Annotated in this window: 14 protein-coding genes and 1 pseudogene; 7 read left to right on the top strand and 8 right to left on the bottom strand. The window is 41.1% G+C overall.

Annotated features, from left to right (window positions below; translation table 11 throughout):
- Positions 1 to 108: 108 nt before the first annotated feature.
- Entirely contained in the window at positions 109 to 990 is an 882-nt protein-coding gene (locus tag QUE24_RS06030; RefSeq protein WP_286305710.1) for a quinoprotein dehydrogenase-associated putative ABC transporter substrate-binding protein, read from the top strand.
- Between the two features lie 55 nt (positions 991 to 1,045).
- Here the strand turns inward: QUE24_RS06030 and QUE24_RS06025 are convergent, their stop codons facing one another.
- Positions 1,046 to 1,492: a DUF302 domain-containing protein gene (locus QUE24_RS06025; RefSeq protein ID WP_286305709.1), complete on the bottom strand. Its 447-nt coding sequence runs from the start codon at positions 1,490 to 1,492 to the stop codon at positions 1,046 to 1,048.
- A gap of 278 nt (positions 1,493 to 1,770) precedes the next feature.
- Here QUE24_RS06025 and QUE24_RS06020 point away from each other — a divergent pair, with 278 nt between their 5' ends.
- Genes QUE24_RS06020 through QUE24_RS06000 form a run of 5 tightly spaced genes read left to right on the top strand, consistent with a single transcriptional unit; the run spans position 1,771 to position 5,145 of the window.
- Positions 1,771 to 2,031, top strand: coding sequence for a hypothetical protein (locus tag QUE24_RS06020; RefSeq protein ID WP_286305708.1), 261 nt, complete (start codon positions 1,771 to 1,773; stop codon positions 2,029 to 2,031).
- Positions 2,028 to 2,249 carry a hypothetical protein gene (locus QUE24_RS06015; RefSeq protein WP_286305707.1) on the top strand — a complete coding sequence of 74 codons (222 nt, stop codon included), beginning with the start codon at positions 2,028 to 2,030 and terminating at the stop codon, positions 2,247 to 2,249. The genes QUE24_RS06020 and QUE24_RS06015 overlap by 4 nt, the downstream gene beginning before the upstream one ends.
- A 27-nt stretch (positions 2,250 to 2,276) precedes the next feature.
- Complete coding sequence (locus tag QUE24_RS06010) at positions 2,277 to 3,773, top strand: ATP-binding protein (protein WP_286305706.1); 1,497 nt, start codon at positions 2,277 to 2,279, stop codon at positions 3,771 to 3,773.
- Positions 3,773 to 4,789 carry a sigma-54-dependent transcriptional regulator gene (locus QUE24_RS06005; RefSeq protein ID WP_286305705.1) on the top strand — a complete coding sequence of 339 codons (1,017 nt, stop codon included), beginning with the start codon at positions 3,773 to 3,775 and terminating at the stop codon, positions 4,787 to 4,789. The genes QUE24_RS06010 and QUE24_RS06005 overlap by 1 nt, the downstream gene beginning before the upstream one ends.
- Positions 4,750 to 5,145, top strand: coding sequence for an AAA-type ATPase lid domain-containing protein (locus QUE24_RS06000; RefSeq protein ID WP_286305704.1), 396 nt, complete (start codon positions 4,750 to 4,752; stop codon positions 5,143 to 5,145). Before QUE24_RS06005 ends, QUE24_RS06000 begins: the two co-directional genes overlap by 40 nt.
- Position 5,146: 1 nt before the next feature.
- Here QUE24_RS06000 and QUE24_RS05995 read toward each other — a convergent pair whose 3' ends face one another.
- The 7 genes and pseudogenes from QUE24_RS05995 to QUE24_RS05965 form a co-directional block, all read right to left on the bottom strand.
- Complete coding sequence (locus QUE24_RS05995; RefSeq protein WP_286305703.1) at positions 5,147 to 5,554, bottom strand: ClpXP protease specificity-enhancing factor; 408 nt, start codon at positions 5,552 to 5,554, stop codon at positions 5,147 to 5,149.
- 5 nt (positions 5,555 to 5,559) lie between these two features.
- A complete protein-coding gene (locus QUE24_RS05990) occupies positions 5,560 to 6,177 on the bottom strand; it encodes a glutathione S-transferase N-terminal domain-containing protein (RefSeq protein WP_286305702.1) in 618 nt (205 codons plus the stop codon).
- 43 nt (positions 6,178 to 6,220) lie between these two features.
- Positions 6,221 to 6,922: a cytochrome c1 gene (locus QUE24_RS05985; protein ID WP_286305701.1), complete on the bottom strand. Its 702-nt coding sequence runs from the start codon at positions 6,920 to 6,922 to the stop codon at positions 6,221 to 6,223.
- Positions 6,919 to 8,148, bottom strand: a complete 1,230-nt coding sequence (locus tag QUE24_RS05980) for a cytochrome b (RefSeq protein ID WP_286305700.1) — start codon at positions 8,146 to 8,148, stop codon at positions 6,919 to 6,921. Before QUE24_RS05980 ends, QUE24_RS05985 begins: the two co-directional genes overlap by 4 nt.
- Complete coding sequence (petA, locus tag QUE24_RS05975; RefSeq protein ID WP_286305699.1) at positions 8,148 to 8,744, bottom strand: ubiquinol-cytochrome c reductase iron-sulfur subunit; 597 nt, start codon at positions 8,742 to 8,744, stop codon at positions 8,148 to 8,150. The genes QUE24_RS05980 and petA overlap by 1 nt, the downstream gene beginning before the upstream one ends.
- A gap of 184 nt (positions 8,745 to 8,928) precedes the next feature.
- Complete coding sequence (locus QUE24_RS05970; RefSeq protein ID WP_286305698.1) at positions 8,929 to 9,372, bottom strand: plastocyanin/azurin family copper-binding protein; 444 nt, start codon at positions 9,370 to 9,372, stop codon at positions 8,929 to 8,931.
- 200 nt (positions 9,373 to 9,572) lie between these two features.
- Positions 9,573 to 11,340 (bottom strand): annotated as a pseudogene (locus QUE24_RS05965) (ABCB family ABC transporter ATP-binding protein/permease).
- 158 nt (positions 11,341 to 11,498) lie between these two features.
- On the opposite strand from QUE24_RS05965, the gene QUE24_RS05960 reads away from it, so the two are divergent.
- The gene (locus QUE24_RS05960; RefSeq protein ID WP_286305697.1) at positions 11,499 to 11,771 is read left to right on the top strand and encodes an FmdB family zinc ribbon protein; all 273 of its coding nucleotides are present in this window, start codon (positions 11,499 to 11,501) and stop codon (positions 11,769 to 11,771) included.
- Positions 11,772 to 11,785: the final 14 nt, after the last annotated feature.

Genomic DNA, 11,785 nt, shown 5'->3' with positions numbered 1-11,785 from the left:
TTAATCTGAATAAAAGGCCCGGCATCTTTTGATGTCGGGTCTTTTTTTGAAACAAATATGTTAGCTTTATGGTCGAAAGTTTTTCATAATCAAAAAAAGGAAGAGAGAATGACCAAAATAAAGTATTGGGCACTAGTTATTATGGGAGTCCTACTGGGTTCAACATCCTCATATGCAGCAGGTGACTTGAAGCCCCTACCTGGACAAAAAGCCGTTCGCGTCTGTGCCGATGGCTATAACCTACCTTACTCAAATAGAGAAGGGGAAGGTTTTGACAATAAGATTGCTGAGCTACTAGGTAAAGAATTAGGATTACCTGTTGAGTATTACTTTTTCCCGCAACGAATTGGCTTTTCACGAAATACAATTAAAAAAGTTGATCCAGAGACAGGATTGTTTTTGTGTGATTTAGCGATGAGTATTCCAGAGCATACTGACTTTCTAAAACCAACTAAACCATATTGGAGCTCAATTGAAGCGATGGTTTATCGTAAAGGCGAAGGGTATGAACTGAATCAATTAAAAGATATTGCTACAGCCAAAAAAGATGGTAAACCACTGCGCATTGGTATTTTTGATCGTGGCGTAGCAACAAAAGCGCTGTTGGATCTTGGTTTGGCTGACCAAATTCAATATTTCCAAATGATGCCAGGCGATGCCCGTGTTAATGCAGGTCGGATCATTAATGAAGAATTGGCAAAAGATACAATTGATGTGGCATTACTATGGGGCCCGATTGCAGGTTATTATGCTAACGAATCAGATGTTCCGATGATAGTACAGCCTTTGAATGAATTAGGTGAGGCCTTTATTTTTAGTTTTAGTATGGGAACACGCTATCAGGATAAAAAATGGAATGCACTTCTGAACGAGTTTCTAGCAAAAAATAAAGATGAGATTGATGCAATAATGGCTCAATATCATTTGCCTTCACTGGAAAATGTGAATCCATATCCTAAAAAACGTGTTCGCAAAGATGATGACGATTAGGATGAAGTAAACCGGTATCGGGGTGACTATTCAATAGTTGCCCCGATAATTGTTTTCAGATTGAGATTAATTTTTTTGCAAATTCGCTTTGCTTTGTATCGGCGACATCTTCATCCATTAATTTTGTGCTAACCACCACGCCATCTGAACCAGACTGACGTACACTAATAAAACAGGGCATCTCATTGATGAGCTGTGGATTAATTTGCATCATTTCTTTGGCATAGGTGATGTTACAAAAGTTGGTGATAGTCGCTAGAGGAAAATCATCATCTCCCCGATCCCGGACCGCTTGTCCGATATGACTACGATGGATAATGCGATAGTTTTGCTCAGAAATAGCAATATCAAGATTTAACAGGGTGTCTTCAAATGAATAAGGGCTAGTGCGTTCATATATCTGAGCCGCAGGCTGAAATTGACTGCACGAAATAAGGAAATATAGTGTCAAAACTAACAATATTGCTTTCATGGAGCGCGTAATTAAACGATCATGTTTCATAAGGTTATCGCTAATTTATAATGAATAGCCATAAAGAATAACACTATAAAATTGAAGTAAAAAAGAGAGAGGTTCGAAGTGAAAAAAATACTAATGCTATGTGTGACAGGCTGGCTTCTTGTTCTATTCAGTTCTGCATATGCTGAGCCGGGATTTTCTGAAGTCAATAATGAGTTGTTTGATAAAGCACACTTAAAAAATATTACTCAGCCAGGTGAATTAACATACCAATATAAAAAAAGAGTTTTGTTGAAGACTCACGACAAGACACTATAAAAATGCAGGTGTCTAATATTCGTAATACTGGTCGTAGTGATCTCGCGTTTGATTTTTTTACCGGCAATTTTAAACGTCCATACGAACCTATGGAAAATCAGCGTGGCAATGGTGTGTTTGTCTTATTCTTAGAGTTTGATGTACACGATATGAAGCGCCTGACAGGCGGTGAATGGCGCTATTTTCAGCGTAAAATTCGCTGGGCAATGGCGGCAGGCGCAGAAAAAACCAGGTTGATATTGATTACAACGGTAAAAAAGTGAAGGGCACGCAGTATATTATTCAACCGTATATCAACGATCCTAAAAATGCACGTTATAAGCTATATGCGAGTAAATATTATATATTTACTCTATCAGAAGAGATTCCTGGTGAAATTTATCAGGTTAGAACCATTGTGCCGGATGGCGACACTTGGCATGAAGGTGAAGCAGCTTTGGTTGATGAAAGTATTACTTTTGAAAGTTATGAGCCAACCTAAGCTATTATTTATCTGACAGGAACGTTATTGAACGGGCTAACAACAGCCCGTTTTTTTTATATGAAACTACTATCTCGTTTTCGGAGTATTCAAGGCTCATTATTATTACATGAGCTTAGCTTCTTCATCATTATTCTGGTGACTGCCAGTGTTGGTATTGTCTGGGCGTTTGCATGGCAGCAAAGCTCGGAGGAATCATTACGGCTAACCTCCATGAATAATCATATGCAAAATATCCGGGGTGAGTTATATCGACAATTAAAAGAAGTCTTTGATGCAAACTTTTTAGATGATGAGTCTGCTCCAGAGGAATATGAAGACTATACCAACAGAATCAATGGATTTATTAAGGAACTCAAACAGGAAGCAATTGAAGAGAGAGAGTTACGTGCAGTTATTGATATCCAGCTTGCTTATCAGCGATTTCATGATGAGACATCTCTATTACTAACGGCTGAAAATCCTTCTGAGCAGCAAAAAGAGCTACTTAATCTGCAATTGGAAAAATACACCTTTAAAGAGCTTGAGGATGCTTTTGGCCAGTTTGAAAGCTTACTTAATAGTAAGCAGTACGCATTGGCTGATGATCGGCAGAAATGGATGTCACAGTTAATGTTATTGGTTCCTATCCCTGTCTTACTGGCATTCACTTTATTGTTACTGTCACGACAGTTTGTTAATAATAATGTACTTAAACCTCTCGCCAGAGTTATGCATGGCGCGCGGCGTTTTAGTAAAGGTGATCTCAAGCATGAAATAAAGCGTGGTGGCGTGGAGGAATTAGTTCGTCTCTCTGATGCGATAAATTCTATGGCGAATGATTTGGCCATCAATCGTGATCGGCTCATTGATGCAAAAAAACAAGCTGCTTTGGGTGAGCTGGTTCCTATTGTTGCCCACAATATCAGGAACCCATTAGCAGGAATACGCGCTGCATCACAAGTTACGCTTGACGAGAATACGGAACCAGAAATTCAGGAAGCACTAAAAGATATCATTATCGCTGTTGACCGTCTTGAACGTTGGGTGACCTCCTTATTAACCTATTTGCATCCTATCAAAGCCCATTTTATTTACCATTCATTGACCGCTGCCGCTGATAATGCACTCCTAATGATGGATTTGCAGCTTAAAGACAAAGATATACAAATCAGACGTGAAGGCTGGGATATTGGCTCTACTGAGCTGATGATTGACATTAATTTGATGGAGCAAGCTATATTTAACCTCCTACAGAATGGGATTGAAGCATCAGCTGTTTCATCAGAAATAGTACTGGTATACAAAGAAGACATTGATCACATTGAACTCAGCATTCGTGACAAAGGGAAAGGAATTAACTTTGATCCAATAGAAGAGAATGTGATTGGTAGAGATGAAACCAAGCGACTCAGTTTTGGTTTAGGCATCCCTTTTACTTTAAAAGTCATAAAACAGCACCAAGGAGAGCTAATTTATAACGCTAACGAGGAAAAAGGCACTTCGGTCACAATTAAACTACCCAAATTAATTAAGGTTACTTGATGTTGAATGTTTTACTAGTCGAAGATGAAACATTGTTTGCAAAATCTGTTTTGAAGCGGCTTCAAAGAGAAGGTCATACCGCAACAGTGATGGAAACGATCACTGATGCCAATGAGTATTTAGAAAAATCATTACCCGATGTCATCTTGCTCGATGTTCGTTTACCGGATGCTAGTGGACTCGATTTTTTACAGAGTCTGAGAGCGCATCAATCATGGCATGCCATTCCTGTCATTATGATGACAGCCTACGGTGAGTTAGAAGATGCCGTTCAAGCCATGAAACTGGGGGCAACAGACTATCTGAAAAAGCCGGTCGACTTAGATGAGCTCGTACTGACTTTAAATAAGGTGATGCAAACACAAAAGCTGAGCCAGCAACTTGACTATTCCCATGTGCGAGAGGCACATGGTAGCGAGCCTGTGGTGATGATCGGTCACAGTAGTGCCATGCATTCAATTAAGCAGCAAATGGAACGCATAATCCAGTTAGTTGATCGTGCCGAAACTGAGTTTCCCATTATTTTGATCAATGGTGAGACAGGTACAGGTAAAGATGTGCTCGCGCGCTACTACCATCAATCGGGTAAATGGCGTGACAAACCTTTTGTGCACGTTGATTGTGCTGCATTACCAAAAGAATTAATAGAAGCTGAGCTTTTTGGCTATGAGCGAGGGGCATTTACAAATGCACACCAAGCTAAAGCAGGACTCATTGAAGTTGCTGAAGCTGGCACTGTTTTTTTGGATGAGATAGGCGAACTGCCAATTGAATTGCAATCGAAATTACTGAATGTCTTAGAGCGGCGTCAGGTGAGACGTATTGGTGCTACACAGGAAAGACCCGTCTCTGCACATTTTATTGCAGCCACAAACCGTGATCTTCCTCAAATGGTAGCTGATGGTGAGTTTCGCTCAGATCTGTACTTTCGTCTAAACGTCATACAGTTACAGATGCCTCCACTCAGAGAGAGAAAATGGATATTGCACCACTCGCGGCGCATTTTGTCGCCATAGTGGCAAGACGATATGGACTTGATTTACCCGTTTTTACTGAGACCGCGGTAAATGCATTGGAAGATTACCACTGGCCTGGCAATATTCGCGAGTTACAGCACGTGGTTGAACGTGCCGTCATGATGTCTACAGATGGTTTAATAGATATACCCCAGTTAATAATGCAGACAACCGTCACGAAATCACTTCAACAAGATCCTGTTGAAGTACTTGGACATATGACCTTGGAACAAGTAGAAAAATATTTATTAGAAAAAGCGCTGGAACGCACTGCTGGAAACGTTTCACGTGCTGCTCGTGAGCTTGGCTTAACCAGAATGGCGATGCGTTATCGTATGGAAAAATATCAGCTATAAACTATTTGACGACTTTCAGGCTTGGACGGCTTGCTGGTTTTTTAGCTGTTTTTTCCACTGTTTCATCTGGCTCAGGTGAATGTGGTGGTGGAGGCGGATTATCCTCTTCTGGAAAAAACATACCTTCATTATTTTCTTTGCTATAAATTGCCTGAACAGCAATCACGGGGATAAAAATATCCATCGGCTTTCCTGCAAATCTTGCTGAAAAGCTGAGCCAGTCATTGTTGATATGAAGATCTCTAACCGCATCAGGTGCAATATTGAGCACGATACGTCCATCACGTACAAAATCAGTGGGTACTTGAACACCATCATACTCTGTATTGACCAATACATATGGTGTGCTGGCATTATCGAGTAACCACTCATGTATAGCTCGAATAAGATATGGCTTTTGTGAAGTCATAAGATTTATCGCATGGCCTTTTCTGCTGGCGTTAAACTCAGTTGAAAACGCTCTCTACGGAAAATTTTCTGTGCATATTTTTCTACTGCAGCGGCGCTGGCAGGCAGCTTTATTTTTAAAGCTGGAAGTCGCCATAACAATGGCGCAAGCGTGCAATCCAATATAGAAAATTCATCACCCATAAAAAATGCTGAGTCTTCAAATAAGGGCGCAAGTACCGTCAAGTCTTCTTGAATCGTTTTACGGGCTTTGCTGACATTCCCTTTTTCACGTCCTGAGATGACATTCCAGTGTGAGTACCAATCTCTATCAACTCTATAGAGCATTAGACGTGTCTTTGCCCTGGCGACTGGGTCAACAGGCATCAATGGTGGATGAGGAAAACGTTCGTCTAAATATTCAGCAATGACACTGGCATTGAATAGCACTAAGTCACGATCAAATAATGTTGGACCAATACCATAAGGATTAGCAATGGCAACCTCTTCTGGCCAATTGCCTTCGGTTAAAGACTCAATATTGGCATCAATCTCTTTTTCATGAAGAATGATACGGATCTGATGACTAAAAGGACAGATAGGATCAGAGAAAACCGTCATTTTAGAACGGCGAGTACTATTCATTTTTTATCTGATCCTATCATCTGTTATTTTCATCAATGGTGACTTAGTGAATATCTTTCCAGAAAGCTTTTTTCAATGGATATGCAATCAGTAAAAATAATACCAGATACAGCAGAACCCATTTGGCAAGTGCCATTCTCTGGAGTTTTGATGGCTCACCAATATATTCAAGAAAGTTAACTAAATCATAAACTAGCTGATTATATTCATGTGTAGAAAGTGGTGCATCTTCAGGTGAGATTAATTCGCCTGTTTTCTCGTCCTTGGTCTGATAACCCTGTTGTTCCCATAGAACATGCGGCATACCAACATCTTTAAATGCCAGGTTATTCGTACCAACGGGACGAGAAGAATCAAGATAAAATGTTCTCAGATAAGTATATAACCAGTCTGTTCCTCTGGAACGCGCGATCACAGACAAATCTGGTGGTGTTACACCAAACCATTTTTTTGCATCTTCTGGGCGCATAGCAACCGTCATGGTGTCACCCACCTTATCAGATGCGAACATCAGATTATCTTTGACCTGATCATCAGTTAAACCCAAATCTTTTGCCATACGGTTATACCGCATATAGGCAGCCTGATGACAACTCAAACAATAGTTAACGAAGGTTTTTGCCCCACGTTGAAGAGAAGCTTGATCAGTAATATCAACTTCAACTTTATCAACGTGAGTGGCTTCTGCTGCTAGCACCTGAAATGAGGTGAGCGAAATTAATAATGTCAGTATTAATGATTTCATTTGAATGTCACCCTTTCTGGCACAGGTTTATCTTTGTCAAATTTCGTATAAAACGGCATAAAGATGAAGAAGGCAAAATAAACGACTGACGAAATTTGAGCTATCAGTGTGTACAGCTCTGTAGCAGGTTGTGTGCCTAAAAAGCCGAGAACAAAGAAGCTGATAATAAACAAGGTAAGAGCGATCTTAAAGTATGGACCACGGTAACGAATGGATTTAACCGGACTTCTATCTAACCAAGGTAATAGAAATAAAAAGACGATAGATAAGCCCATTGCTACCACACCAGGAAATGCAGAGGCATTGATACTCGGTACAGCCCTCAAAATGGCATAAAAAGGAGTGAAGTACCAAACAGGTGCAATATGTTCTGGTGTTTTTAATGGATCCGCAGGGATGAAGTTAGCATGCTCCAGGAACCAGCCACCCATCTCTGGCATGTAAAACAATACCAGTGAGAATATGATGAGGAAGACGATAACGCCCACGATATCTTTCACCGTGTAGTAAGGGTGAAAAGGAATGCCGTCTAAAGGCTTACCTTCCTTGTTTTTTAGTTTCTTGATTTCAACGCCATCAGGGTTGTTGGAGCCAACTTCATGCAAAGCAATGATGTGTGCGACAACAAGCCCAAGCAAGACTATAGGTAAAGCAATGACATGGAAGGCAAAGAAACGATTCAGCGTGGCATCTGCAACAACAAAGTCACCTCGAATCCATAATGCCAGTTGCTCACCTATAAAAGGAATGGCGCCGAATAGCGAAATAATAACTTGAGCACCCCAATAAGACATTTGTCCCCAAGGTAGCAGATAACCCATGAATGCTTCAGCCATGAGAACAAGGTATATCAGCATCCCGAATAACCATACAAGTTCACGTGGTTGCTTATACGAACCGTAGATTAAGCCTCGAAACATATGAAGATAAACGACAACAAAAAATGCTGAGGCACCAGTGGAATGCATATACCGTATCAGCCAACCCCATTGAACATCGCGCATGATGTATTCAACAGAAGCAAACGCTAAGGCTGCGTCAGGTTTGTAATTCATGGTTAGAAATATACCGGTGACAATCTGTATGACTAAAACCAGTAAAGCTAATGAACCAAAGAAGTACCAAAAATTAAAATTCTTTGGCGCATAATATTCAGAAAGATGCTCACGCCACATTTTTGATGCAGGGAAGCGGGCATCTACCCAGTTCATAAATCCGGAAAACATTACGCGGCTCCTTCTAAACTTTCACCTACAATCACTACATTGTCGCCTTCAAAATGATAAGGAGGCACGAGCATATTTTTCGGAGCAGGCATATTCTGGAAAACACGACCAGCGAGGTCATACTTTGAACCATGACATGGACAGAAGAAACCACCTTTCCAATCTTTGCCAAGATCTTCTGGTGCTAATTCTGGTCGGTATGTCGGGGAGCAGCCTAAATGTGTACAAATGCCAACAAGCACCATCAATTCATCTCGAATAGAGCGTGCTTCGTTTTGGCAATAAGAGGGTTGTTGACTAGCCATTTCACTATGAGGGTCGACGAGTTTCTCATCCAGAGAAACAAGCGTTTGGATAGTTTCTTCACTACGTCTGAAAATCCAGACAGGCTTTCCTTGCCACTCAACGGTCAATAACTGCCCTTTTTCTAACTTACTAATATCCACTTCAACGGGTGCACCGGCGGCCTGAGCCTTAGCACTAGGTAACATGGACGAAACAAATGGTACGGCAACGGCAACTGCACCAGCGCCACCAACAACACTGGCAGCTGCAGTCAGAAAACGCCTTTTGCCTGTATCGACATTGTGACTCATCGACGGAGTCCTCCCAGCTATCTGAAAATCTTTAAATTCTTTATTAACCGCACCAATTATTATTGTTCGATGACACGGTTAACTACAAAACTCATAGATATTATCATAGTACTGGAAGTAAATGATCAAAAAAGCCCGCCTAGAATTAGGCGGGCTTCTCATTTCAGAACGATTTTAGTCGATCTTATTTGACAGCTTTTTCAGCTTTTTTCACTAGACGTTTCAGAGCGCCTTTTGGTTTAGTTGCTTTGATAGCTTCTAAGTTTGTTGGTTCGCCGACAATGATGACACCACCCATGCCTGCACCCCAGTGAGGGTCACATTTATATAAGTAAACACCTTCTTTTGTTAATTCTGGTGTGGTGAAGTTTTCACCCATTTGTGAAGTCCAGCCGGTGGCGCCTTCTGGAATATATTCATGTTCACCGTCAGCTTGAACGAATTTTGTATTAGCGATATGTCCGTTCATGTTTTCGAAAGAAACAGTATCACCTGGTTGTACTTTAATAACCATTGGTTTGAAAGCTGTTACTTGAGCTGTCACAGTATGGTTTTCAGCCATTACAGAAGTCGACATTAAAGTAGCCGCAGTTAAAGTCGCAGCAATAAGTGATTTACCATATTTCATTTTTAATCCTCTTGTTTTATTGGGTTATTTGACCCAGTGCGATGCAAGTTTGGCACAACCAAACTGAACCGAAACTGAACGGGTATAAATCGTTATCTTGTTGTATGTATTGATTTATGTCGGTCAGAACCGCGCGACATACTAACCTGAGTTTTGTCGGAAAGTCCAAAAAACTCATGGAAATGTGTCAAATAACCCGTTTACTCACGATGAGGTATTTCTCTGTAGTTTTGCTGGAGGCGCCACATGGATGCATAAACGCCATGTTGATGTAGGAGTTGCTGGTGTGTCCCTTGTTCTACAATCTGCCCTTTGTCTAGCACCAATATTTGATGCGCATCGACAATAGTGGAAAGTCTATGTGCAATAACCAGTGAGGTTTTGTTCGCACTGATATTGATGATTTCTTGCCCAATACGCTGCTCTGCATGACTATCAAGCGCTGAAGTGGCTTCATCAAAGCATAGGATTTCAGGCGCTTTTAGCAGTGTTCGTGCGATGGCGATACGCTGTTTCTCCCCCTGATAGCTTTAATCCTCGTTCACCTACAATGGTTTCGTACCCGTCTGGTAGATTATTAATAAAGTCATCTAAATTAGCTTGTTTTGCAGCCATAATGACTTGTTCATTGCTGGCTGAGGGCTTGCCGTAAGCAATGTTGTGATAAATCGTATCGTTGAATAAAACGGTGTCTTGAGGAACAACACCAATGTGCTTTCGTAAACTGTTTTGGCTAACCGTCTTTATGTCTTGATTATCTATTTCAATATGACCAACTTGTGGATCATAGAAGCGATAAAGTAGCCGGATAATTGTTGATTTTCCTGAACCACTGGGGCCGACGATAGCGAGTTTTTGTCCTGCTTTAGCTGTGAAATTGATATTTTTTAATATCATTCTATCGGCATGATAGGAAAAACTTACGTTAACAAATTTAATTTCTCCTGCATTCACATCAATCTCAACTGCATCCCTGCTGTCTGGTACCTCACGCTGTTGATCGAGCAAATTAAACATCCGTTCCATATCTGCCAGTGAGTGACGAATTTCTCTGTAGACAAAACCAAGAAAGCCCAGCGGCATATAGAGTTGGAGGAGGTAAGCATTGATGAGTACCAAATCACCAAGTGATAACTGAGCATTAACGACGCCTTGACCGGCAAGTAACATGAGAGCGGTCAGACCAGCAGAAATGATAATGCCTTGTCCGATATTTAATACCGATAACGATGTCTGATTATGTATGGCCGACTTTTCCCAGGAAGCCAGTTTTTCATCGTATTGAGACACTTCGAGAGTCTCATTGTTGAAGTATTTGACCGTTTCGTAATTCATCAGGCTGTCTATTGCCTGATTATTAGCTTGAGAGTCCATCTCATTCATTCTTCGACGATAACGCATTCGCCATTCAGTGATGATGAGTGTGTAGAAGATATATATGAGAATGGTGCTGGTGGTAATAATCGCAAAAATGCTGTCATAGTTGATAAGCAAGATGGCACTAACAAGGCCTATTTCTACCAGTGTTGGTAATATATTGAATATCATGAAGTTCATCAGAAAACTGATGCCTCGGCTACCACGCTCAATATCACGTGATATGCCCCCCGTCTGTCTCTGTAAGTGAAATTGCAAAGATAGATCGTGTAAGTGTGAGAGAATTTGTGTCGCTATTCGCCGAACCGAGCGAAATATTACTTTGGCAAACAGGGCGTCACGCAGCTCACTAAAAGCGCTGCTAGCAAAGCGTAAAAGACCATATGCAACCAGCATAAAAATGGGAAGGTAAATAATCTCTTGATGTTGAGGGTCTAGAGCATCAATGGCATGTTTCAGAGTAATAGGGACGGTTACGTTAGCCAATTTTGCTAGCGTCAGAAGGCCAAGTGCGAACAATACACGGCCTTTGAATTTCTTTAAAAAGGGAAGAAGTCGGCGTATGGCCTGCCAATCATTATGGGATCTCATCGATATAGTTTAGCGTATTAAAATACCCATGTTGAAAGTGAGCACGGCGGCAAGAGAACTTTTTAGTTATAATTAATGAGTTTAACTCTTGAAATGCGGTTTTCGAGACACTATTAAAAGTGGTCTCCAACATTTTTCTATAGTATGAGGAAGGAATAATGCCACTTTATGAATATCGCTGTGATGCCTGTGGACATGAGTTTGAAGCACTGCAAAAAATTAGTGATGAGCCCCTTGTGCATTGCCCGGCATGTGAACAAGCGCAGCTGCGTAAACTGGTATCAGCTTCAGGATTTCGCTTGAAAGGAGATGGCTGGTACGAGACTGACTTTAAAACAGGTAGTAAACGTAACTTAGCTGAGAGTGGGGCAAGCGATAGCGCAAAAAAGACTAGTGCAGCTGCATGCGGAACAGGCTGTGGCTGCCATTGATTGATACATTTTAT

Origin of the sequence: Methylophaga marina (genome assembly GCF_030296755.1) — a bacterium.
In the GTDB taxonomy this organism is placed as follows: Bacteria; Pseudomonadota; Gammaproteobacteria; order Nitrosococcales; family Methylophagaceae; genus Methylophaga; species Methylophaga marina.
Note: the sequence above shows the minus strand (reverse complement) of the source record. Positions and strands in the feature narration are given on the sequence as shown.

Bases quoted from the DNA above. Each gene is read 5' to 3' on its own strand.
- QUE24_RS06030 (WP_286305710.1), top strand. From the start codon at position 109: ATGACCAAAATAAAGTATTGGGCACTAGTTATTATGGGAGTCCTACTG.
- QUE24_RS06025 (WP_286305709.1), bottom strand. From the start codon at position 1,492: ATGAAACATGATCGTTTAATTACGCGCTCCATGAAAGCAATATTGTTA.
- QUE24_RS06020 (WP_286305708.1), top strand. From the start codon at position 1,771: ATGCAGGTGTCTAATATTCGTAATACTGGTCGTAGTGATCTCGCGTTT.
- QUE24_RS06005 (WP_286305705.1), top strand. From the start codon at position 3,773: ATGTTGAATGTTTTACTAGTCGAAGATGAAACATTGTTTGCAAAATCT.
- QUE24_RS06000 (WP_286305704.1), top strand. From the start codon at position 4,750: ATGGATATTGCACCACTCGCGGCGCATTTTGTCGCCATAGTGGCAAGA.
- QUE24_RS05995 (WP_286305703.1), bottom strand. From the start codon at position 5,554: ATGACTTCACAAAAGCCATATCTTATTCGAGCTATACATGAGTGGTTA.
- QUE24_RS05990 (WP_286305702.1), bottom strand. From the start codon at position 6,177: ATGAATAGTACTCGCCGTTCTAAAATGACGGTTTTCTCTGATCCTATC.
- QUE24_RS05985 (WP_286305701.1), bottom strand. From the start codon at position 6,922: ATGAAATCATTAATACTGACATTATTAATTTCGCTCACCTCATTTCAG.
- QUE24_RS05980 (WP_286305700.1), bottom strand. From the start codon at position 8,148: ATGTTTTCCGGATTTATGAACTGGGTAGATGCCCGCTTCCCTGCATCA.
- petA (WP_286305699.1), bottom strand. From the start codon at position 8,744: ATGAGTCACAATGTCGATACAGGCAAAAGGCGTTTTCTGACTGCAGCT.
- QUE24_RS05970 (WP_286305698.1), bottom strand. From the start codon at position 9,372: ATGAAATATGGTAAATCACTTATTGCTGCGACTTTAACTGCGGCTACT.
- QUE24_RS05960 (WP_286305697.1), top strand. From the start codon at position 11,499: ATGCCACTTTATGAATATCGCTGTGATGCCTGTGGACATGAGTTTGAA.